Here is a 21,412-nt window from a genome sequence, read left to right as displayed (position 1 = left end):
TCAGCGACAATCGGTCAAATCGAGATGGCTCCGACGGCCAGCCCATAGATTCCGGCGCCCGCGGCGATGGTGATCGCCCCGAACAGGACGGACTCGACCGGCCTGAACAGCCTCTCCTTGCGCTCGCGCTTGGCGATCAGGAACAGCAGCGTTCCCGGCGCGTAGAGGATTGCGGACAGCAAAAGAAATTTCGGTCCGCCGGCGTAGATCATGCCGGCCGCGTAGAGCGTCGCGACGGCTGCGACGATCCCGTCGGTGGTGCGGGCGCGCTCGCCGGCATCATAGGCCTCAGCCGTCGATGCGAGCTTCAGGCCGTACGCCGCGACGAGAAAATACGGGATCAGCGTCATCGCGCTCGTCATCTTCAGGGCGAGCGTGAAGGCATATTCGGCGAACCAGCTCACGAAGAGAAAGGTCTGTATCACGCAATTCGTGAGCCAGAGCGCACCGACAGGAACCTTGTGCACGTTCTCGCGCGCGAGAAAGGCCGGCATGGTGCGCTGCTTCGCCGCCGAGTGCAGGATCTCGGCCGCAAGCAGCGACCAGGACAGGTAGTTGCCGAGGATCGAGATCAGCAAGGCGATGCTGATGAGCACGCCGCCCCAGCGGCCGACCATTGTTTCCATCACGCCCGCCATCGACGGTGTCGGCAGATCCGCGAGCTCACCCCGCGGCAGGATGCCGTAGGACAGGAGCGTCACGAGCACGAGAAGACAGAGCACCGTCAGAAAGCCGGTGACCGTTGCGATGCCGATGTCGGAACGCGTCCTGGCGTAGCGCGAATACACGCTCGCGCCCTCGATGCCGACGAACACGAACACCGTGAGCAGCATCGTGCCGCGGACCTGGGCCAGAACGTCCCGGGCGTCCGGCCGCTCCGCACCCCAGAAATTCCCCGAGAATACTTCGCCGTTCAGGGCGATCGCAGCCACGACGATGAAGAGCAGGATCGGAATGATTTTCGCGAAGGTCGTGGCGGTGTTGAGCGCGGCGGCCCCCTTGATGCCGCGCAGCACCAGGACATGGACGCTCCACAGCAGCAGGGACGCCGAGACGATCGCGATGGGCGTCGTGCCGTCGCCGAAGACAGAGAAGAACTGCCCGAGCGTGGCCTTGATCAGGATGAGACAGGCGACGTCGGCGAGGCAGCAGCCGATCCAATAGCCCGCCGCGGAGGCAAAGCCGATATAGTCACCGAAGCCGTCCTTCGCGTAAGCGTAGATGCCGGCGTCGAGCTCCGGCTTGCGCCGGGACAGCGACTGGAACACGAAGGCCAGCGTCAGCATACCGGTGCCGGCAATCACCCAGGCGATGATCGCGCCGAGTGCGCCGGTGGCGCGTCCGAATTGCGACGGCAATGCGAAGATGCCGGAGCCGACCATCGACCCGATCACAAGCGCAATCAGCGCGTTGCGCGAGAGTTTCTGATCGGCCTCGTTCGCCGCCATGACGGATGGCCTTCCGATCCAAGGCGGCCGCAGTTGCAGCGGCCGCCTTATGCGAAGACCTTAGAGGGTCACACCCAGCGCGCCCATCAGGGATTCTCTGTAGGGAGCAGGGCAGGAAATCGGCGGGCGCGGAGCATCAGCTGCGGACGTCAGGTCTTGGGAAGCAACGCGTCGTCCTCGCTCGCGGAGCAGGAGAGGGATTCCGTGGCCCGGGCAACGAGCACGACACCGCCACGGAAGAATTCGCCGGCCTTGGCAAGCTCGGCGGCAAGGCGGCTGGCATGCAGGACGGCTGCGTCCTGCCCGGCATATTCGCATCCGATCCCGTCGGTCGAGACACCGTACTTGTCGGCGATATGGAAGAAGAAGCGCATGCCCCCGATTAAGCCGGCCCGCGGCGGGCCTCCAGTGACAACGGCGTAAGGTAGCTCCGCCAAAAGACTGAGAGGCGCAGGCAGAGGTTCCCGATTTGCGGATTGGCCATGAACGCGGGTGCCGTGAGGGCTCCGGCGCCGCCGTGCAATTTGCATCGTAAGGCGGTGGTTTTCACCGACGGCCCTCGGGGGATTGTCCGATATTGGTCAGCAGGTTCGAAGGCTAGCGTGGCCTCACTCGGCGAACGTCAGAGGAGGCAAGCGATGTCGAACTATGATCACAACCTGACGGCCACAGACGCCGTCGGCGGCGCGATCGCGGTGGATGCCGGATTGCGCGATTACATGCTGCGGATCTACGGCTACATGGCTGCAGGTGTCGGCTTGACCGCCGTCGTCGCCTGGGTGACCTATCAGGCTATCGGCCCCGAGTTGCTCCAGAGTCCCCTGATGTGGGTCTTCATCCTGGCGCCGCTCGCCCTGGTGTTCTTCATCGGCTCGCGCATCAACACGCTGTCGGTGTCCACGGCACGGACCCTGTTCTTCGTCTATTCGGCGCTGGTCGGCGTATCGCTTTCGATATTGCTGCACATCTACACCAGCTCGTCGATCACCCGCGTCTTCTTCATCGCGGCCGCGATGTTCGGGGCGCTTAGCCTCCTCGGCTACACGACCCGGCGCGATCTCTCGGGATTGGGCACCTTCCTGTTCATGGGCCTGATCGGAATCATCATCGCGAGCCTGGTCAACCTGTTCCTGGGGTCGACCGCGCTCGACTGGCTGATCTCGATCGTGGGCGTCGGCGTGTTTGCCGGCCTGACGGCCTACGATACCCAGAGGATCAAGGGGATGTACGACAGCTCGGATGACCACACCATTGCGGGCCGCAAGTCGGTCGTTGCCGCGCTGTCGCTCTATCTCAATTTCCTCAACCTGTTCATGATGCTGCTGCGACTTGCCGGCGGCCGCCGTTGAGACGCGAGAGACGGCGGCTCACGCCGCCGGTCGCTCCACGCTACTGGCGAGCGCGTCGCGCAGCGCCGCTTCCTTGGTCTCATCGAGCGAGGTCTTGAGCACGACACCGCCGGCGTCCTTGATCTCCTTGATCACCTTGTCCGCGGTCATGTGCTTGATCAGGACGAACAGGGCGGCATTGCCGGGCTGGAGACTGGCTGACAGGTTCTTCATGAAGGAATCGTCGATGCCGAAGTCGGAGAGCGCGCCGCCCAGCGCGCCCGACGCGGCGCCCACGGCGACCCCGAGAATCGGATTGAGAAAGAGGACTCCGATAAGGAGGCCCCAGAAGCTCCCGGTCATCGCGCCCATGGCAGTGGTATTGACCAGCTGATTGAGCTTGATGCCGCCCGCATCCGTCTTCACGGCGATCACGGCGTCGCTGATCGTGATCAGATATTCCTTCTGCAGCTTGAGCAGCCGCTGACGCACTTCTTCGGCTTTTGCCTCGGACGGATACACGATCGCGACCAGATCGGACATGAAGACCTCCCGTTGGATCGACAATGCGGACATGAATGTTGGTGCGGACGGTATCCCGCGGGCGGCACCTCCGGGATCAGAGGAAACCCTGCCCCAGGGCGGATGAATGTCCCAATAGGGCATCCGCACCGCGGCCCACTCTGGAGGTTGGGCGGCGCGAGACGACGGGAAAATCGTCTAGCGACGCCCGACCGGCGAGGCCTGGACGAGCCGAGTCTGTGGACTGCTTGTCGCAACCATTCTGACGCTCGTCTTTCTGCCGACCTTGTATGCGGCCTGGTCGGGCGGAAAGGAGCCAGTCGCGGCTCCCGACGTGGCTGGCGCGGCCTGAACGCCGTGAGGGTAATCCCGGACTCCGACTAGGTAATCACCTGATAGGCCGCCTTCATGCCAAGGCGCATGGTTCGGCATCGGTCATCGTTCGCGGTTCGAGGTCTCCCCATGACTGCGACGGCATCGGTCCAAAAGCTTTCGTTGTTCGCGCTGACGGCAATGGTCGTTGGCTCCATGGTCGGCTCGGGCATCTTCTCGCTGCCGCGAACGTTCGGCATCGCCACCGGCCCGTTTGGCGCCATCTTCGCCTGGTGCATCGCAGGCGGCGGCATGTACACGATGGCGCGCGTGTTTCAGACTCTGGCCGAGCGAAAACCGGATCTCGATGCCGGCGTCTACGCCTACGCGAAGGCAGGTTTCGGCGACTATCCCGGCTTCCTGTCGGCGCTCGGCTACTGGATCGGCAGCTGCATCGGCAACGTGTCCTACTGGGTCCTGATCAAGTCGACGCTTGGCGCGTTCTTTCCCGTGTTTGGCGACGGCAATACGGTCACCGCAATCATCGTCGCCTCGATCGGAATCTGGCTGTTCCACTTCATGATCCTGCGTGGCGTGCAACAGGCCGCCGCGATCAACACCATCGTCACCATCGCCAAGATCGTGCCGATCCTGATCTTCATCGTCATCCTGGCGTTTGCCTTCAAGGTCGATCTGTTCCGCGCCAATTTCTGGGGCGGCGAGGGGATGCCGGACAAGGGACTGTTCGATCAGATCCGCGCGACCATGCTGGTCACTGTGTTCGTCTTTCTCGGGATCGAGGGCGCCAGCGTCTATTCCCGCTACGCCAAGGAGCGGTCCCATGTCGGTGCCGCGACGATCATGGGCTTCGCTGTCGTCACGAGCCTCATGGTGCTCGTGACGATGCTGCCCTATGCCGTGCTGCCGCGCGCCGAGATCGCCGACACGCGGCAGCCGTCGATGGCGACGGTGCTGGAGGCCGTGGTAGGGCATTGGGGCGCCGTCTTCGTCAGCATCGGACTTCTGGTCTCAGTGCTCGGAGCCTATCTCGCCTGGTCGCTGATCTGCGCCGAGGTGCTCTCCGCCGCCGGCCGGACCAGGGATATGCCGCGCGTGTTCGGCACCGAAAACGCCAACAAGGTGCCGGCCGCGGCGCTCTGGCTCACCAATATCGTCGTGCAGCTGTTCGTCATCAGCACCTACTGGTCGCGGGATGCCTTCGCGTTGATGCTCAACTTGACGAGCGTCATGAACCTCATTCCGTTTTTCCTGGTCGCCGCCTACGGGCTCCTGCTGGTCAAGCGGGGCGAGACCTACGAAAAGAGCCCGGACGCGCGCAGGCGTGACCTGGTCTTCACCAGCATTGCCGTCGTCTACACGCTTTTCCTGATCTATGCCGCCGGAATGAAATACCTGCTGCTGTCGGCGATCCTCTACGCCCCCGGCACGGTTTTGTATTTCTGGGCGCGCCTCCAGCAAAAGGCGAAAATCTTCACTTCGATCGACTGGGTCATCTTCATCGCAGCCGTGATCGGCGCCGCGGTCGGGATTCATGGCCTGGCCACCGGCTACATCACCATCTAGGCGAGGCATCTCCCATGGCGACAGCGCAGACGTCGGATTCAAGGACCCCGTTCGGTGTTCATTCGGAAGTCGGTCAGCTGCGCAAGGTGATGGTCTGCTCCCCGGGCCGCGCTCATCAGCGCCTCACCCCCACGAACTGCGATACTTTGCTGTTCGACGACGTGCTGTGGGTCGATAATGCCAAGCGCGATCATTTCGACTTCGTGCAGAAGATGCGCGACCGCGGCATCGATGTTGTCGAGATGCACAATCTGCTCACCGACACCGTGGCCATCCCGGAAGCGAGGAAGTGGATTCTCGACAACCAGGTGGTTCCCAATCAGGTCGGGCTCGGGCTGATCGACGAGCTTCGCGGTTACCTGGAAAGCCTCAAGCCTCGAGAACTGGCGGAGACCCTGATCGGTGGACTGTCGACCCACGATTTTCCCGAGGCCCATGGCGGCGAGACGCTCAGGCTGATCCGGGAGGCGGCGGGCATGACCGAATATCTGCTGCCGCCGCTTCCGAACACGCTGTACACGCGCGATACCACTTGCTGGATCTATGGCGGCGTGACGCTGAACTCGCTGTTCTGGCCGGCGCGCCATGAGGAGCCGATCCTCGCCACTGCCATCTACAAGTTCCATCCGGATTTCGCCGGCAAGGTCAATGTCTGGTGGGGAGATCCGACGCAGGACCACGGCCTCGCCACGCTGGAAGGCGGTGACGTAATGCCGATCGGCAAGGGCAACGTTCTGATCGGGCTGAGCGAGCGGACCTCGAGGCAGGCGATCAGCCAGCTTGCTGCAGCGCTGTTCAAGAAGAAGGCGGCCGAGCGGGTGATCGTGGCCGCGATGCCCAAGCTCCGCGCGGCGATGCATCTCGATACCGTCTTCACCTTCGCCGACCGCGATTGCGTGCTGCTCTATCCCGATATCGTCAACAACATTACCGCATTCTCCTATCGGCCGGCCGACAATTCCGCGGGCCTCGAGTTGCGCAAGGACGAGAAGCCCTTCGTTGACGTCGTCGCAGAAGCGCTCGGTCTGAAGAAGCTGCGTGTCGTGGAGACCGGCGGGAACGCCTATCTGCGTGAGCGGACCCAGTGGGACAGCGGTGCCAATCTGGTCTGCGCATCCCCCGGCGTCGTCTTCGCCTATGACCGCAACACCTACACCAACACGCTGCTGCGCAAGGAGGGGATCGAGGTGATCACCATCGTCGGCGCGGAGCTCGGACGGGGGCGCGGCGGCGGTCATTGCATGACATGCCCGATCATCAGGGACGTCGTTGACTACTAGGCGTACGCGATCTGGAGGCCCAACCAACGCCGGTCGATCGAATCAACCAGTGATTTAAAAATGTGACATTAACACGCCACAATCCTTGCGCAGCGTGACGCCAAACCGGTCTGCGCAGCAGCATCGGAGGTGGGCGCCATGCGGAGCTCTGGATCTTTTCTGCCGGTCGTCGGCTTGCCCGTCCTCGGCTTACTCAGTGTGGGCCCGGCCGGGGCAGCGGACCTTGATTTCAACGAGTTCAAGACGAGCCGGATTGCCGCTGCCCCCTACTATTCCGCGCCGTCCTGGAGCGTCGTCGGTTCCATCTCGCCGACCTTCACCGACAACGCGCTCTTCACCCGCGACAACCGCAAGTCGGACATCTACTACGAGCCGGACGTCAGTGTCAGGCTGGACGGAAACCTCACCAACGATCTGTCCTATCGGCTCTATGCGCGGGCCCAGTACGAAGCCTTTTCGCGGGAGAAGGACGGCAACTTCGCCGTGGCGCGCATGGGCGCGCGTCTGACCGAGAATTGGAACGGCTGGCGCTTCTCTGCCATTTATGAAAACCGATATGATTTCGACGGGGTCTATCGCGACCTCGCATTCGTGTCGCATGATGTGATGGGCTCGGTGGCGCGCGACTTCCGCATCGACAACACGACGTTCTCGCCACTGCTGCTGCTGACCTATCGCTTCTCGGACCTCGCGGAAGCGCGCCGCTGGCGCTTTGACGCTGTGCTCGGTATCGAGGTCAAGCTCGATCCCAGATGGTCGATCGTGAGTACACCGCTGTTCGAGGCCTACTGGTTCACCGATGGGCTCAACAGTGGCCGTCAGGATCAGCTCTATTCGGTTGATGTGGGCCTGAAGTATAACTTCGCCAGCAATGTGGCGCTCACGACCACCGTGCTATACGAAGCGCGAACATCGAACGTTCCGCTGCGGCGGTACAGGGACGTTCGCATCGGCCCTCGCCTGGATTTCGCCTTTTGAGTGAGACCTGAAAGATGTTCGCAAGACGCCTGTTGACGCTGACCTGCATCGTCGCCGGAAGTCTGTCGGCATCGGTGGCGCTCGCCGATCCGCGCGATTCGGTGGATCGGGCCCAGCGTCTCGATACCGATGCGCTTCGGGATGATGCCGCAACGCACCGTCTGCAACAGCCGTCGCATCCCCTCGATATAGCGCCGCCTCGCCCCGCACCAGCGGCGAAGGCAGCGAGGAAGAAGAAGTCAGGCACGAGCAGCAGCCGCTAGGCCGTTCGCGCATCGTGGCCAGCGGGCCGGGAATGGTGCTGGCAAATTGCGGAAGGCGTGCTGCTGCGTATCGGTGCAACCACGTTGCCGCAATGACCTCGCGGTCAACCGCATCTTGATTTTGCATCTCTGTTGCATCGGATTTGACGTCGCGGGCGTGGCACAAACTGCATAGCGCCCGCCGCGGAAAGCATGCCTCACGAATTCGAGATTTCAATCTGGAAATAATACTACCTGATGGTGTGGTCGCGCGGCGGGGTGTATGATTGGTCAGCCCCAATGGCGTGCGTCTTCCGGATCCGGTGGCGGATGTCTGCCGGTGGGGCGGGGAGGGGACCTGCGATATCGTCGCCAATATCGGGCGTCGCCGGAATAGAGTGAGTGCGTACCGTGAAGCCACATGGCTGCCCCGACAGTGAGTCGGATCGAACCGGTCTGAAGAACTGGCTGCGCATAGGTTCGCAAGAATCGATCGACGAGCTCTATTGGACGTCTTCGGCAGATCTTCTCTTCGCCGCGCGGCCGTCCTTCCGCGGACACTTCGCCTACGAGGGAATCAATCCGGCATTCGAGTCGCGGCTCGGCGTATCGTCGGAAGACGTCAGCGACATGGACGTTTTCGATTGCATGAGTGCGGACGACGCAAGGTCCGTCTGCGAGGCGCTTCGGGCGGGCCTCGCGGAGGGAACGGAAGTCAGGATCCGCCAGCGACTCGCGCTCGGCGGGTCGCCGCGGGCGATGGAGACGACTGTCACGCCGATCGTGGACGGCGGTGTGGTCCGCTTGATCGGCAGCCACCGCGAGCTGCGCAATGGTCCTATCGGACACGCCGCCGCATGCGACGACGGGCTCGATATCGACGTCGGCCTGCTCGCCATTCAGGAAGGCATCCAGCAACGGATCGCCTCCGATCTGCACGATTCGACCTGTCAGCATCTGATCGCCGCCAGCCTCGGCCTGATGCGGATGCGGAGCAATCTGGGCGATGCGGCCCTGGCGGAGCGGCTCTGCGACGACATCGACGCGTCGATCGATGAAGCCCTCCGGGAGCTCCGCGCCTTTGCCTATCTCCTGCATCCACGGAATCTGGCGGGTGAGGGATTGAAGGCCTCGATCGAGCGGTATGCGGAAGGATTTGCGGCGCGCACTTCTTTGCGTGTGACCGTGAACATCGTGCCGGATGTCGATCGGCTGCCGTATGAAACAAAGCGTTCGCTGCTGCGCGTCGTTCAGGAAGGTCTCACGAACGTCTTCCGTCATGCGAAGGCGACGGAGGTGGCCATCGTCATCGACCTCGCCGACAGCCGTTTCGTGCTGACGATCAGCGACAATGGACGCGGTCTTCCCGATGCGGTCGGGCGCGGCCACAAGGCCGTAGCGATCGGGGTCGGTATTCCCGCGATGCGGATGAGGCTGCGTGAGATCGGAGGTACGCTCGACATCCGGTCCAGCCGGACCGCGCCACTTTCCGGGACCGTCCTGTGCGCGATGTTTCCGCGACGTCTCGCGGCGAACGGGCGGAATCGGCGAAGAACCACGACCATCATGAGGGCCCACGCAGGCACACGATCAGCGAAAGAACATTAGCCCGCGGCGGCAGGCCGGAAGGGCGGCCGGACCGCCGTGAGGGACTTGGAGCGTGCTGCCATGAAACGAATTCTCATAGCCGACGATCACGAAGCGGTGCGGTCCGGCTTGCGAGCGGTGCTCGAACAGCGGGCGGATTGGGAAGTGGTGGCCGAGGTCACCGACGGCGGCCGGGCGGTCGCTGCGGCGATCGAGAGCCAGCCTCACGTCGCCATCCTCGATTTCTCGATGCCCCGTATGACCGGCGTGGAGGCGGCGCGGCGGATCAAGGACCATCCGTTGCAGACCGAGGTCCTGATCTTCACCGTGCACAATTCGGGCCTGATCGCGCAGCAGGCATTCGAGGCCGGCGCGCGTGCGTTCCTGGTGAAATCGGACGCGAACAAGCTGCTGCTCGCGGCGGTCGAGGCGTTGCTGTTGCACCGGACGTTCTGCACCACGAGCTGCGTGACGGAATTCGACCGCGGGGCGGGCGCCAACGGCGAGCGACATCACGAGCTGACGGCGCGCGAGCAGCTCGTGGTCAAGCTGGTTGCGGAAGGTTACAGCAACAAGGGGATCAGCGCGATCCTCAATCTCAGCGTCAAGACAACCGAGGCGCATCGGGCGGCTGCGATGCGCAAGCTCGAGGTGAATTCGACGGCAGGCCTCGTCCGATACGCGGTCCGGACCGGGCTGGTCGAGGCCTGAACTGTGACATCGGCGAGCCGACCCTGGGCGTCAGTACCTTCGCCGGGACATCTCAGGGTTTTGTTGGATAACGCTTGCCGCCGGGAGCCGTATGATCGTTTGACCTTACGGCCGGTCACTGCCGTTGTCCGCCCGGTCGGATAGGAGCCGGAAAACGGGAACGACGTCGTGAAACGCATCTTGATTGCGGATGATCATGAAATCGTGCGTTCCGGCCTTCGCGCGATCGTTGGAACGCGTTCCGACTGGATCGTGAGCGGAGAGGCTACAAACGGCGAGCAGGCCGTCGCGCTGGCACTCGAAACCCGACCGGACATCGTGATTGTCGACTACTCCATGCCGATCATGAACGGCCTGGAGGTCAGCCGTCGCCTCAGGACGCTGCATGTGCGAACCGAAGTGCTGATCCTGACCATGCACGAAAGCGAGGAACTCCTGACGGAGGCCATCCTCACCGGTATTCGCGGCTTCCTCTTCAAGTCCGATGCCCGCAAGCACCTGATTTCCGCTATCGAAGCCTTGCTCGACGGCAGGCCCTACTTCACCAGCGTCCTCCTGGAAAAGCTGCTTCATGATTACCAGGCGAACAAGCAGAACCGGGCCGACATGCTGCTGACATCACGCGAGCAGAGCGTGGTCCAGCTGATCGCGGAAGGGAATACCAACAGGTCGATCAGCGCGATCCTGAATCTGAGCGTGAAGACCGTCGAAACCCATCGCGCCTCGGCCATGCGCAAGCTCAGAATGTCGTCCACCGCCGAACTGGTGCGCTATGCCGTACGCAAGAAGCTGGTCTCGCCCTGAACGGATGCCGATGTGCTGCGCCAGATGCCGCTTCGGCCTGTATGATGACCTTGTCTAGAAGTCCGAGACCTTTCCGACCGCAAGTCCGTCAAAGCGATCTGGCCTATAGGGTTGGGGATCGACGATCGGCGCGGCGCCAGTCACGAGATCCGCGATGAGGTGACCGGCTCCGGGACCGATGCCGAAGCCGTGGCCGCTGAAGCCTGCGGCCAATATCAGCCCAGGCAGGCTCGACGTCTCTCCGATGACCGGCACGCCATCGGGCGTCGAGTCGATGTAGCCGCCCCATGCGGCGGTGATTTTGGTGTCCTTCAGGGCGGGCAACAGTTCGAGCGCGCGCCGATGCGTGAGCTCGATCGTGTTCCGATCGGGCGTGGGATCCAGAATGCGCATGCGCTCCATCGGTGTCGGCTCGCTCGCGCGCCAGCGCTGGAGTGTTTCGTGTCCGGACCTGACGCCTTCGAGGCCGCCCGGGAGCAGACTGCGCCAGCGCCGCAGAAACATCGGCAGGAATTGCGGAGCAAAGCGCAGCTGCTGCGCAGTCGGATCGACGCGGCCCCGACCACTGATGGCGAGCGTATAACCGCCATCGCCGCGTTTCGTCACCGAAACAGCGGCAGTGTGGAGTGCATCAGGCAGGCCTTTCGCACCTTGCGACACCGACAGGATGGACGAGCGGATCGAGGCAAGCGGAAGGCGGATGCCGGCCTGATGGCAGAAGGACGAGGACCACGCGCCGCCCGCCAATATGGCCATACGCGTGCGAATTGTGCCGCGCTCGGTCACGACCGCGCTCACGCAGCCGCCCTCGGTCTCCAGCCCGCGCGCTGCGCACATCTGATGCACGGTGCCCCCGCGCCTCAGCATCGCCCGCGCCACCGCCGGCGCAGCCTTGGCGGGATCGGCGGTGCCGTCGGTTGGCGAGAAGACGCCGCCCTTCCAGGCGCGTCCCGTCGCCGCGCCGCGCTGTGTTGCTGCGGTTGCATCGAGCATGTGCGTGGTGACGCCGACCGTCCGCGCGAAGTCGCGCCACCGTGCCCAGCCATCGAGCTCGGCCTCGTCGTTGCTGAGATACAGAAGGCCGCAGCGGGAGAAACCGGTGCTCTCGCCGCTTTCGGCGCCAAAGCTCTCCCACAGGTCGAGGCTCCTGGTCGCCATCGGCAACTCGCGGGCATCGCGATTTTGCTGCCGGCACCAGCCCCAGTTGCGGCTGGACTGCTCGGCTCCGATCCGTCCCTTCTCCACGAGTGCGACGCTGAGCCCTCGCAGGGTGAGATAATAGGCCGCGAACACCCCGATGATGCCGCCTCCGATGACCACCACGTCGGCGTCACGGGGAAGCTCCGGCGAGGTCTCGATGTGGCTGAGTGGTGCGGGCATCCTGGCTTCCTAGATTTCGCTCGGCACATCGTAAGCCCCGGATCGCCCCGCGCGGCGCCGGATTCGATGGCAGCTCGGCACTTTATGCTGCATCCTCGGGGGGCTGCAAAACTGTATTCTGACCGAGCAATATGATGTCAGCGGTGGACAATGGATGCAGGATAAGTGAGATTTTGCCTCATTGTGCCCAATTTTCTGCTGCGCCCTGCGGCGCGTGCTCAATGGAGAGTCGCCAATGAAGCTGGACCGGATCGACATCAAGATCCTCCACGAACTCCAGAAGAACGGTCGCATCACCAATGTCGAGCTTGCCGAGCTGGTGAACCTGTCGCCCAGCCCATGCCTGATGCGCGTGAAGAGACTGCAGGCCGAGGGCTACATCGAGGGGTATTCCGCCCAGATCAACGTGCGCAAGTTGGGACAGACGCTGACGGTGTTCACCGAAGTGACGTTGAAGAACCATCGGCAGATCGACTTCGCTCGTTTCCTGTCGGCCGTCGACAAGGTGGACCAGCTGATCGAATGCCATCTGGTCTCGGGAGGCTACGACTACATGCTGAAGTTCGTCACCGCCAGCATCGGCGAGTACCAGACGATCATGGAGCGTTTGACGGACATGGACATCGGCATCGACAAGTATTTCAGCTTCGTCGTCCTCAAGTCGCCGATTGTCCGTTCGCAGATGCCGCTGACCAGCCTGTTTCCGGCTTGATTGCCGGCTGCGCCTACGGATGGCAATAGGCCCGCACCTGTTCGGCATCCTGTTCCAGATTGTCGAGCCAGCCGGTATCGAGCTTGGGCACCGAAGAGAACAGCAGCCGCGTATAAGGGTGCTCCGGTGCTGCCAGGCGGGTCGACGCGATCTGTTCGACCTTCTGACCGCGATACATCACGATGATTTCGTCGCAGATCGCCTCGACCACCGACAGGTCATGGCTGATGAAGATGTAGGAGATGCCGAGCTCGCGTTGCAGCTCCTTCAGCAGCTCGACCACAGCGGCCGCCACGACCGTATCAAGGGCCGACGTGATCTCGTCGCACAGGATGAGCGTCGGCTCGGCGGCGAGCGCCCGGGCAAAATTCACCCGCTGCTTTTGGCCGCCTGAGAGTTCTCCCGGCAATCGATGCCGCACGGATTTGGGGAGGCGGACCAGATCGAGCAGCTCGCTGACGCGCGCATCGCGGGTCTTGCCTCTCATGCCGTGGTAGAAGGCGAGGGGACGCCTCAGGATGTCTTCCACCGACTTCGCCGGGTTGAGCGCGGTATCCGCGTGCTGGAACACGATCTGGATCTGGCGGAGCTCGTTGCGGGTGCGGTTGCGGCCGGCTTTTCCCAGTTCGCGCCCGTTGAAGACGATATCGCCGGCATGGGCCGGCAGGATTCCGGCAATCGCCCGGGCAAGCGTCGACTTGCCGCAGCCGGACTCGCCGATGATGCCGAGATTCCGCCCTTGATCGAGCTTGAGACTGACCGCCTGCACGGCCTTGATCAGCGGCTGTCCATCGCGCGAGCGAGGTCCGTAGCCGACTGTGAGATTGTCGACCTCAAGCAACGGGCGCTTTATCACGCCCTCGTCGTCAGGCTGCCGCTGCTGAGTCTTTGGCCTGAACGCGGCCAGCAGCTCCCTGGTGTAGGGGTGTTGGGCCTCCTCGAGAATATCGTTGGTCGTCCCCATCTCCTGGACCGTACCGTCCTTGAGCACGACGATCCTGTCGGCGATCTGGGCGACCACGGCCAGATCGTGCGAGACGTAGACGCCGGCGATGTTGTGCTGCGCCGTGACGGACTTGAACGCCCGCAGCACCTCCACCTGCGTCGTGACATCGAGCGCCGTGGTGGGCTCGTCGAAGATGACCACCTTCGGCTGGCCGATCAGGGCCATCGCGGCGGCGAGGCGCTGCAACTGACCGCCGGAGACCTGGTGCGGGTAGCGGTTGCCGATCGCTCCTGGTTCCGGCAGCGACAGGGCTTTGAAGAGCAAGAGGGCTTTCGCCTGCGCCTCGGCGGCCGACATGAGCCTGTGGATCCGCGCCACCTCGATGACCTGATCCATGATGGTGAGCGCAGGGTTGAACGCGGCCGCAGCGCTCTGCGGCACATAGGCGACGCTGGTCCCGCGGATTCCGGCGCGTTCCGCTTCCGAAAGCTTCACCATGTCGACGCCGCCCACCCGCACCTCGCCGCCGGTGATCGCGCAGCCCTGCCGGGCGTAGCCCATGAGCGTCATGGCAATCGTGGTCTTGCCCGAGCCGCTCTCGCCGATGAGGGCGACGATTTCGCCTTCGGCAATGTCGAGGCTGACGCCCTTGATGATCTCGACCCGCCGGCCGGCGTCGGTCGTTGCCTCAACCCTGAGATTGCGGATCTCGACGAGGTTTCCCGTCATTCGGCGCTCCGGTCGCGGATCCTGCTCGGCAGGTTATCGATCAGAAGGTTGACGCTGATGGTGAGACTTGCGATCGCGAGCGACGGGAAGATCACGGCCGGCGCGCCAAAGGGCAGCCCGCCGATGTTCTCGCGAACCAGTGCGCCCCAGTCCGCGTAGGGCGGTTGCACGCCGAGCCCGAGGAAGGACAGGCCGGAGAGCAGCAGCACGATGAAGACGAAGCGCAGGCCGAGATCGGCGAGTACGGGCCCGAGAATGTTTGGAAGAATCTCGGAGGCGATGAGATAGGGCAGGCGTTCGCCCCGGATGCGGGCGACCACCATGAAGTCCATCGTATTGACGTTGACGGCGAGCGCACGAGCGAAGCGATAAGCGCCGGGCGTGTAGATCACCGAGAGCGTCGCAATGAGTGCCGGGATCGACGAGCCGACCGCGGCGACCACGACGAGACCGAACAGCTTGCTGGGTATAGAGTTGAGCGCATCGAGAAAGCGGCTCAGCATGCTGTCGAACCACCCTCCGGCGACTGCCGCAGTCATACCGAGCGCGACGCCGCTGAAGCAGGCAATGGAGACTGCGGCAAGCGAGATGCCGAGCGTGTAACGCGCGCCCATCAGGATGCGCGAGAAGATATCCCTGCCGAGATAGTCGGAGCCGAACCACAGGTCCCGGCTCACGGGGCCAAAATAATCGGTATCGACGATCTCGCCGACGGAATGCGGGATGATCTGCGGAGCGAACAGGGCGATGCCGGCCCAGAGGAGGATGATGCCAAGGGCAGACATGCCCACGAGGTTGAAGCGATAGCCCAATCGCATGCTGAGCCGGCCTGACGAGGTCGGATTCGTCATCGGAGCCTCGGATTGGACAGGACGGCGATGATGTCGGCGGCCGTGATCAGTGCCAGATAACCGAGGCAGAAGATCATCGCGCAGGTCTGGATCAGCGGCAGGTCACGGGTCGAAACGGCGTCGACCATCAGCTTTGCGACCCCGGGATAATTGAAGATGGTCTCCACGATGATCACACCGCCGAGCAGGTATGACAGCGAGAGCGCGACCGCATTGATGATGGGGCCGAGTGCATTCGGCAGTGCATGCCGCAGCACGAGCCGGGGGCGCGAAGCGCCCTTGAGCAGCGCCATCTCGACATAGGGCGTATTCAATGTTTCGACGACGGCGGCGCGTGTCATGCGGATCATTTGCGCCGAAACGCCGAATGTGAGCGTCATGACGGGCATCGCGTAGATCCGCACCAGGTCATGGAGCGACTTGACCTCGTTGGTGAGGGAAAGCGCCGGCAGCCATTTGAGGTAGACCGCGAAGAGCAGCACCGCCAGCGTTGCAATCATGAACTCCGGCACCGAGATGATGCCAATGGTCCCGACGGTCACGATGCGGTCGTACAGCGTGCCGCGCCACATCGCAGCGGTGATGCCGAGCGTCAGCGCGAGCGGCACGGCAATCACAGCGGTCAATCCTGCAAGTTTCATCGTGTTGACGAAGCGTCCGCTGATCAGAGTGGCGACCGGGACATTGTTTGCGTAAGACTTGCCGAAATCGCCCTGGACGAGGCCGGCGATCCATCTCAGGAAGCGGATGATCGCGGGATCGTCGAGATGCATTGCCTTGCGGAGGCCCTCGACGGCTTCAGGTGTCGCGGACTGCCCGAGCAGAATCGTGGCCGTATCGCCCGGCAGGAGCGTGGTGGCAAAAAACACGGCGAAGGAAACGATCACGAGTGTGATCAAGGCGATGATAAGCCGCCTCGCCACGAGCGACGAAACTTGTCCTCTCACATTCGTCCTCCCACGCCACGCCGCTCATTTTGGTCAGCTCGGGTCCCGATGCAGGATCCCGAGCTGCGACCTCGCCTTGTGCCGGTCAGGCGGTCAGCCAGACATATTCGGCGAAGGCGTAGCCCATCATGCCGCCGAGCGGGTTGGGCTGCAGTCCCTTCAGCTTGGCGGTGATGGCGTCCACGTTGGAGATGTAGGCCGGAATGATGGTGCCGGCTTGCTCCGACACCAGGACCTGCATCTCATTGTACATCTCGCGACGCTTGGCCTGATCGAGCGAGCCGCGGGCTTCGAGCAGCATCTTGTCGAATTTTTCCGAGACGAAGCGGCTCTCGTTCCACGGCGCATCCGACTTGTAGAGCAGGGAGAACAGGATGTCGGGCGTCGGACGCGGATTGATGTTGCCGAAATGGATCGGCGCCTTCAGCCAGTAATTGCTCCAGTAGCCGTCGGAGGGCACGCGCTTCATATCGAGCTTCATGCCGATCTGGGCGGCGCTGGCCTGGATGATCATGGCCATGTCGATCGCCGAACCGGGCGCCTCGGAGGTGATGACCTCGATGGTCTGGCCGAGCACGCCGGCCTTCTGGAAATGGAACTTGGCCTTATCAGGGTCGAACGTTTTCGGCTTGAGGGCCGCGTTGTGGTAGACATTGGCGGGCGACACAGGCTGGTCGTTGCCGACGACACCGAAGCCGCGCAGGGCCGATTTGACGATCTGCTCGCGGTTGACCACGTATTTCATGCCTTCCACGAAATCGCTGACGTTGCCGGGCGCCATGTCCATGCGGATGTTCAGGTCGGTGTAGGTGCCCGACGTTGTCGTGGACAGCGCGAAGCCGTCCTTGCCGTCGAGGAGGCGCACCGATCGTGGATTGATCGAGGCGGCGAGATGAATGTCCCCGGACAGCAGGGCATTGATCCTCGCGTTTTCATCCGGGATGGCGAAGAACTCGAATGAATCGACGTTCGGCCCTCCTTTGAAGTAGTTCGGATTCCGTACGCCGATCGAGCGCTCGCCGGGGGTGAACTGCTTGCACTTGAAGGCGCCGGTGCCGTTGCCCGAGGAGAAGTCGGTGGTGCCGTCGGCCACGATCATGAAGTGATGCATGGACAGGATCGTCGGCAGGTCTGCGTTGGGGCTCGCCAGCGTCACCTCGACGGTCGTCTTGTCGACGGCCTTGAAGTCGGTCATCTGGGACGCGATCGCAGCGACCTTCGATCCGGTTGCCTTGTCCAGATGGCGCTTCAGCGAGAAGATGACGTCGTCGGCGCCCAGCTCCTTGCCGTTGTGGAAGCTGACGCCTTTCTTGAGCTTGATCGTCCAGGTCTTGGCATCGCCGCTCTCGATCGATTCGGCGAGCTCCATCTGGGGCACGCCGGTCTGGTCGAGAAATGTCAGGCGATTGTAGAAGGAGCAGCAGCGAACATAGTCGGTCGAGAGCGAAGCCTTGGCCGGATCCAGCGTGTCGGCGGTCGACGAGGACCATGCCGCGGCTTTCAGGGCGCCGCCTTTCACAGGTGTCGCCGCCACCGCTTCCGACGCGCGGCCGAAGATCGTGCCGGCTGCGGCCATGGCCACGCCATTGGCGAGCATCAGCTTCAGAAGATCGCGGCGCGAAGCGCCGCGCCGAATGGCGTTCTCGATCATGGCATCGTCTGAACAGGACCAGTTCGTCGTGTCGCTCATGTCAATCCCCTCGCTGGCTAAGGCTACGGCTCGTGTTGCGGTGAGCGGCAGATTGTTCTGCCGCGCCGTTGTGGTGGATGCCGGCGCGGTCCGTCGTAACGACGGTGCCGCCTCTCCACTCAGAACTGCACTTCTTTCCTGCGATCAAAGTCTCGCAGGATAGTTCCGCGGCTTCGGCCGAAAAAACCGCGAGCGGCGGCACAAAATTGCGAAGATGTCTCTGTTTCCAGTGTTTCGGACCTGCTTCCAGCCGGCTCGTTGTGCATGCCTATTATTATCGCAGTGCGGCGCGAACTTCGGCATCAGCCAGCGTATCGTCGAGCGTCCTCGCCGTGCGCTCGATGATGGCGTCGATCTCCGACTCGGAGCAGCAGAGCGGCGGGGCGTAACCCAGCACGCCGGTGGGGAAGGCCCGGATGACGAGGCCGTTCTTCCAGGCCCGGTCGAAGATGCGTTTCGCCGGCTGGGCCGTGGCAGGAAGCGGCGTCTTGCGTTGCTTGTCGGTGACGAGTTCGACGGCGGCCAGCATGCCGCGGCCGCGCACGTCTCCAACAAGGGGATGATCCCTGAGCGATCGAAGGCCAGCCATCAGGCGGGCACCCGCCTTCCTGCCGTTCTCGAGCAGGCCGTTTTCGTAGAGGCGCAACACTTCCAGGGCGACCGCGGCGCTGACCGGATGCGCGGAATAGGTGTAGCCGTGGCCGACGGCGCTCGCGCCCGCCGCATCGGCGATCGTGTCGTAGACGTGATCCGACATGAGGACCGCGCCCATCGGGACGTATCCCGACGTCAATCCCTTTGCGACCGTCATGAGGTCGGGGATGATGTCGTCCTCGCTGCATGCGAACAGCGGGCCTGTTCTGCCGAACCCGGTGATGACCTCGTCCGCGACGAAAAGGATGCCATGCGCCTTGCACCGCGCGCGCATGGCCTTCATCCAGCCCTTCGGCGGTACGAGCACGCCGCCCGAGCCCTGGATCGGTTCGGCATAGAACGCGGCGACGCGTTCTGCGCCGCCGATCTCCTCGATCTTCGCGTCGAGCGCGGTGAGCGAGGCTGCGATGATGGCGGCGTCGTCCTCGCCGGCCGGATTGCGATAGACATAGTGCGAGGGGATCCTGTGCTGCCAGCTCAGCGGCACGCCGAATCCGGCATGGAAGGCGGGCAGGGCCGTCAGCCCGGCACCGACGGTCGAGGATCCGTGATAGCCCTGTTCGATAGAGATGAAATGCTCACGCTGTGGCTCGCGCCGCGCATGCCAATAGTAGCGGATGAAGCGGACCGTGCTGTCGACGGCGTCCGAACCGCCGAGCGTAAAATAGACGTGGTTGAGGTCGCCGGGCGCGCGCTGCGCCAATTCGGCTGCGAGGCGGATCGCGGGCTCCGAGCCAAGGCTGAAATAGCCCGTCGCGTAGGGAAGCTCCCGCATCTGCCTGGCAGCTGTCGCAACGATGCTCTCGTGCCCGTAGCCGGCATTGACGCACCAGAGGCCGGCGAAACCGTCGATCAGCTGATGTCCGGAGGCATCCGTCACGGTCGCTCCTCTGGCCGACTTCAGCACCTTGACGCCGGCCGCTTCGTGACCCCGGTAGGATGCGACCGGGTGGATGAGGTGAGCCCGGTCGAGCTCGATCAGCGAATTGCTCAGCATCAAAGTCTCCGTCTATCCAAAAGCCTGGCTGGCGAGGGCGAATGTCGTGAATGGGGAGGGGCTGGACTGCACCGCGACGGGGCGCTGCATGGCGATACCGTCGCCCACCTGGACCAGCCCGCACTCCGCGAGCCAGGCGCTCAATTGAGAGGCTTCGGCAGTATCCACGCGAATGAAACGCCCCTCGCTTCGGGCCATGAAAAAGCTGAGCAGAGCTTTTCCGTCGTCGACATTCGCTGCAACCACAGGTCCGATCACTTCACCTCTGCCGAAGCTGCGCGACGCCGCAAATCCGGCGATCCCGTGGCCACGATCGAGCACGGCCAGTTGGCCGATCTCTGCGAGCGTCCGCAGCAGGCATCTGCGGTCCGCGCCGAATGCGGCTCTGTCGAGCTCGAGGATCCCGAAGATGTCGTGCGACTCGGCCGGCCGGACATTGGCGGGCGCGTCGACGGGCAAGACCATTCCCTGGTGCTGGATGATCGTTCCGGTCCGGCAAAAGCCCAGCTTTTGATAGAGCGGCAGACCCTCGCCGGTCGCGACCAGCCTCAGCGCGCGCAATCCCGCCTGCTCGATGATTGCTTCCATGAGCCGGCGTCCCAGTCCGCGGCCGCGGGCGGTTTCATCGACGATGACCATGTTGATGGTCGCGATGTCCCGCTTGTAGGGCGTCATCAGGATCGTTCCGACAACGGTCAAAGCATTCGTATCCAGGGCGACGAACCCAGCACTGAGATCGAGCGCCAATTGCCAGTCCTCGAGGCGGTGCGGCCATCCGGCTTGACGCGAAAGACGCAACGCGCCCTCGAGATGATCGGGGCGAAACGCCGTGAGCGATATGGTGCTCTGGGTCATTGACTCGTGTTCCTGTCCGGGACCGAGTTTCGTATCTCGGCGATGTGCAGATCGTCTGAAGGGCCCGGCGCGAACGATATCTTCCACCGCAGCCGGCGAAAAAGCCGCATCTTATGCCGCGTTGACGTTCTATTGTTGCAGCCCTGACATTGAGCGAGCGCACCAGGATAGGATGATGAGCCAGTTTCGCCCGAAATACGTAACCTTCGACTGCTACGGCACGCTGACGAATTTTCAGATGGCGGAAGCGGCGCAGGATCTCTATCGCGCGCATCTTCCTGAACCGCAAATGGCTGCGCTCGTGCGGGATTTCGCGGCGTATCGGCTCGACGAGATTCTCGGCGACTGGAAGCCCTATGCCGACGTGATCCACAATGCGCTGGAGCGTGCGTGCAAGCGCAACGGCGTCGCCTTCAAGTCCGAGCATGCGCAGATGGTCTATGATCGCGTGCCGAGCTGGGGACCGCATCCCGACGTTCCGGCCGGCCTCGCCAAGGTCGCCAAGGAGATTCCACTCGTCATCCTCTCCAACGCCATGAATGCGCAGCTGCCGTCCAACGTTGCCAAGCTCGGGGCGCCGTTTCACGCTGCGCTCACGGCCGAACAGGCCCGATCCTACAAGCCTCGCATGAAAGGCTTCGAATTCATGTTCGATACGCTGGGTTGCGGGCCTGAGGACGTCGTGCACTGCTCCTCGTCCTTCCGCTACGACCTGATGACCGCGCACGACCTCGGCATCAAGAACAAGGTCTGGGTCAATCGGGGGCACGAGCCTGCGAACCCCTATTACGGTTATGTCGAGATCAAGGACATCGGCGGCCTGCCGGGCGTGTTCGGACTCTGAGCCGGCGGGAT

20 protein-coding genes are annotated in these 21,412 nt (G+C 63.2%); 10 read left to right on the top strand and 10 right to left on the bottom strand.

From position 1 onward, the window contains the following. Positions 1-14: 14 nt before the first annotated feature. A complete protein-coding gene (locus JQ592_RS27635) occupies positions 15-1,448 on the bottom strand; it encodes a basic amino acid/polyamine antiporter (protein ID WP_211405931.1) in 1,434 nt (477 codons plus the stop codon). A 149-nt stretch (positions 1,449-1,597) separates the two neighbouring features. Continuing rightward, positions 1,598-1,822 (bottom strand): DUF6894 family protein, encoded by a 225-nt coding sequence (locus tag JQ592_RS27630; protein ID WP_211405930.1) that lies wholly within the window; start codon positions 1,820-1,822, stop codon positions 1,598-1,600. A 264-nt stretch (positions 1,823-2,086) separates the two neighbouring features. Here JQ592_RS27630 and JQ592_RS27625 point away from each other — a divergent pair, with 264 nt between their 5' ends. Continuing rightward, on the top strand, positions 2,087-2,797 hold the full coding sequence (locus tag JQ592_RS27625; protein WP_211405929.1) for a Bax inhibitor-1/YccA family protein: 711 nt from the start codon (positions 2,087-2,089) through the stop codon (positions 2,795-2,797). A gap of 18 nt (positions 2,798-2,815) precedes the next feature. Here JQ592_RS27625 and JQ592_RS27620 read toward each other — a convergent pair whose 3' ends face one another. Continuing rightward, on the bottom strand, positions 2,816-3,319 hold the full coding sequence (locus tag JQ592_RS27620; RefSeq protein WP_211405970.1) for a DUF1269 domain-containing protein: 504 nt from the start codon (positions 3,317-3,319) through the stop codon (positions 2,816-2,818). A gap of 441 nt (positions 3,320-3,760) precedes the next feature. On the opposite strand from JQ592_RS27620, the gene JQ592_RS27615 reads away from it, so the two are divergent. The 7 genes from JQ592_RS27615 to JQ592_RS27585 all read left to right on the top strand — a co-directional run bounded on the left by JQ592_RS27615 (position 3,761) and on the right by JQ592_RS27585 (position 10,796). Continuing rightward, positions 3,761-5,194: a basic amino acid/polyamine antiporter gene (locus tag JQ592_RS27615; protein ID WP_211405928.1), complete on the top strand. Its 1,434-nt coding sequence runs from the start codon at positions 3,761-3,763 to the stop codon at positions 5,192-5,194. A gap of 14 nt (positions 5,195-5,208) precedes the next feature. After that, entirely contained in the window at positions 5,209-6,474 is a 1,266-nt protein-coding gene (arcA, locus tag JQ592_RS27610; protein ID WP_211405927.1) for an arginine deiminase, read from the top strand. A gap of 138 nt (positions 6,475-6,612) precedes the next feature. Beyond that, the gene (locus JQ592_RS27605) at positions 6,613-7,452 is read left to right on the top strand and encodes an outer membrane beta-barrel protein (protein ID WP_211405926.1); all 840 of its coding nucleotides are present in this window, start codon (positions 6,613-6,615) and stop codon (positions 7,450-7,452) included. Between the two features lie 14 nt (positions 7,453-7,466). Continuing rightward, entirely contained in the window at positions 7,467-7,715 is a 249-nt protein-coding gene (locus JQ592_RS27600; RefSeq protein ID WP_211405925.1) for a hypothetical protein, read from the top strand. 381 nt (positions 7,716-8,096) lie between these two features. Further along, complete coding sequence (locus JQ592_RS27595) at positions 8,097-9,302, top strand: ATP-binding protein (RefSeq protein WP_349630501.1); 1,206 nt, start codon at positions 8,097-8,099, stop codon at positions 9,300-9,302. 60 nt (positions 9,303-9,362) lie between these two features. Next, entirely contained in the window at positions 9,363-9,992 is a 630-nt protein-coding gene (locus JQ592_RS27590; RefSeq protein ID WP_211405924.1) for a response regulator transcription factor, read from the top strand. Between the two features lie 168 nt (positions 9,993-10,160). After that, positions 10,161-10,796 (top strand): response regulator, encoded by a 636-nt coding sequence (locus tag JQ592_RS27585; protein WP_211405923.1) that lies wholly within the window; start codon positions 10,161-10,163, stop codon positions 10,794-10,796. 54 nt (positions 10,797-10,850) lie between these two features. Here JQ592_RS27585 and JQ592_RS27580 read toward each other — a convergent pair whose 3' ends face one another. Next, on the bottom strand, positions 10,851-12,176 hold the full coding sequence (locus JQ592_RS27580; protein WP_211405922.1) for an NAD(P)/FAD-dependent oxidoreductase: 1,326 nt from the start codon (positions 12,174-12,176) through the stop codon (positions 10,851-10,853). Between the two features lie 235 nt (positions 12,177-12,411). On the opposite strand from JQ592_RS27580, the gene JQ592_RS27575 reads away from it, so the two are divergent. Continuing rightward, positions 12,412-12,888 carry an Lrp/AsnC family transcriptional regulator gene (locus JQ592_RS27575; RefSeq protein WP_211405921.1) on the top strand — a complete coding sequence of 159 codons (477 nt, stop codon included), beginning with the start codon at positions 12,412-12,414 and terminating at the stop codon, positions 12,886-12,888. Positions 12,889-12,901: 13 nt separating this feature from the next. On the opposite strand, the gene JQ592_RS27570 is transcribed toward JQ592_RS27575, so the two are convergent. The 6 genes from JQ592_RS27570 to JQ592_RS27545 form a co-directional block, all read right to left on the bottom strand. Beyond that, the gene (locus JQ592_RS27570) at positions 12,902-14,563 is read right to left on the bottom strand and encodes an ABC transporter ATP-binding protein (RefSeq protein WP_211405920.1); all 1,662 of its coding nucleotides are present in this window, start codon (positions 14,561-14,563) and stop codon (positions 12,902-12,904) included. After that, a complete protein-coding gene (locus tag JQ592_RS27565; protein WP_211405919.1) occupies positions 14,560-15,414 on the bottom strand; it encodes an ABC transporter permease in 855 nt (284 codons plus the stop codon). The genes JQ592_RS27570 and JQ592_RS27565 overlap by 4 nt, the downstream gene beginning before the upstream one ends. Beyond that, a complete protein-coding gene (locus JQ592_RS27560) occupies positions 15,411-16,361 on the bottom strand; it encodes an ABC transporter permease (RefSeq protein WP_211405918.1) in 951 nt (316 codons plus the stop codon). Before JQ592_RS27560 ends, JQ592_RS27565 begins: the two co-directional genes overlap by 4 nt. An 85-nt stretch (positions 16,362-16,446) precedes the next feature. After that, positions 16,447-18,051, bottom strand: coding sequence for an ABC transporter substrate-binding protein (locus tag JQ592_RS27555; RefSeq protein ID WP_211405917.1), 1,605 nt, complete (start codon positions 18,049-18,051; stop codon positions 16,447-16,449). Positions 18,052-18,325: 274 nt separating this feature from the next. Then, complete coding sequence (locus JQ592_RS27550) at positions 18,326-19,702, bottom strand: aspartate aminotransferase family protein (RefSeq protein WP_211405916.1); 1,377 nt, start codon at positions 19,700-19,702, stop codon at positions 18,326-18,328. 12 nt (positions 19,703-19,714) lie between these two features. After that, positions 19,715-20,557, bottom strand: coding sequence for a GNAT family N-acetyltransferase (locus tag JQ592_RS27545; protein WP_211405915.1), 843 nt, complete (start codon positions 20,555-20,557; stop codon positions 19,715-19,717). A 175-nt stretch (positions 20,558-20,732) separates the two neighbouring features. Between JQ592_RS27545 and JQ592_RS27540 the strand changes: the two genes are divergently transcribed. Then, on the top strand, positions 20,733-21,401 hold the full coding sequence (locus tag JQ592_RS27540; RefSeq protein WP_211405914.1) for a haloacid dehalogenase type II: 669 nt from the start codon (positions 20,733-20,735) through the stop codon (positions 21,399-21,401). Positions 21,402-21,412: the final 11 nt, after the last annotated feature.

This window comes from Bradyrhizobium iriomotense (genome assembly GCF_018129405.1).
Taxonomy (GTDB): Bacteria; Pseudomonadota; Alphaproteobacteria; order Rhizobiales; family Xanthobacteraceae; genus Bradyrhizobium; species Bradyrhizobium iriomotense_B.
Note: the sequence above shows the minus strand (reverse complement) of the source record. Positions and strands in the feature narration are given on the sequence as shown.

What these genes read in the sequence shown, in the direction of transcription:
- JQ592_RS27635 (WP_211405931.1), bottom strand. Translation starts at nt 1,448, where the DNA reads ATGGCGGCGAACGAGGCCGATCAGAAACTCTCGCGCAACGCGCTGATT.
- JQ592_RS27630 (WP_211405930.1), bottom strand. Translation starts at nt 1,822, where the DNA reads ATGCGCTTCTTCTTCCATATCGCCGACAAGTACGGTGTCTCGACCGAC.
- JQ592_RS27625 (WP_211405929.1), top strand. Translation starts at nt 2,087, where the DNA reads ATGTCGAACTATGATCACAACCTGACGGCCACAGACGCCGTCGGCGGC.
- JQ592_RS27620 (WP_211405970.1), bottom strand. Translation starts at nt 3,319, where the DNA reads ATGTCCGATCTGGTCGCGATCGTGTATCCGTCCGAGGCAAAAGCCGAA.
- JQ592_RS27615 (WP_211405928.1), top strand. Translation starts at nt 3,761, where the DNA reads ATGACTGCGACGGCATCGGTCCAAAAGCTTTCGTTGTTCGCGCTGACG.
- arcA (WP_211405927.1), top strand. Translation starts at nt 5,209, where the DNA reads ATGGCGACAGCGCAGACGTCGGATTCAAGGACCCCGTTCGGTGTTCAT.
- JQ592_RS27605 (WP_211405926.1), top strand. Translation starts at nt 6,613, where the DNA reads ATGCGGAGCTCTGGATCTTTTCTGCCGGTCGTCGGCTTGCCCGTCCTC.
- JQ592_RS27600 (WP_211405925.1), top strand. Translation starts at nt 7,467, where the DNA reads ATGTTCGCAAGACGCCTGTTGACGCTGACCTGCATCGTCGCCGGAAGT.
- JQ592_RS27590 (WP_211405924.1), top strand. Translation starts at nt 9,363, where the DNA reads ATGAAACGAATTCTCATAGCCGACGATCACGAAGCGGTGCGGTCCGGC.
- JQ592_RS27580 (WP_211405922.1), bottom strand. Translation starts at nt 12,176, where the DNA reads ATGCCCGCACCACTCAGCCACATCGAGACCTCGCCGGAGCTTCCCCGT.
- JQ592_RS27575 (WP_211405921.1), top strand. Translation starts at nt 12,412, where the DNA reads ATGAAGCTGGACCGGATCGACATCAAGATCCTCCACGAACTCCAGAAG.
- JQ592_RS27570 (WP_211405920.1), bottom strand. Translation starts at nt 14,563, where the DNA reads ATGACGGGAAACCTCGTCGAGATCCGCAATCTCAGGGTTGAGGCAACG.
- JQ592_RS27565 (WP_211405919.1), bottom strand. Translation starts at nt 15,414, where the DNA reads ATGACGAATCCGACCTCGTCAGGCCGGCTCAGCATGCGATTGGGCTAT.
- JQ592_RS27555 (WP_211405917.1), bottom strand. Translation starts at nt 18,051, where the DNA reads ATGAGCGACACGACGAACTGGTCCTGTTCAGACGATGCCATGATCGAG.
- JQ592_RS27550 (WP_211405916.1), bottom strand. Translation starts at nt 19,702, where the DNA reads ATGCTGAGCAATTCGCTGATCGAGCTCGACCGGGCTCACCTCATCCAC.
- JQ592_RS27545 (WP_211405915.1), bottom strand. Translation starts at nt 20,557, where the DNA reads ATGACCCAGAGCACCATATCGCTCACGGCGTTTCGCCCCGATCATCTC.
- JQ592_RS27540 (WP_211405914.1), top strand. Translation starts at nt 20,733, where the DNA reads ATGAGCCAGTTTCGCCCGAAATACGTAACCTTCGACTGCTACGGCACG.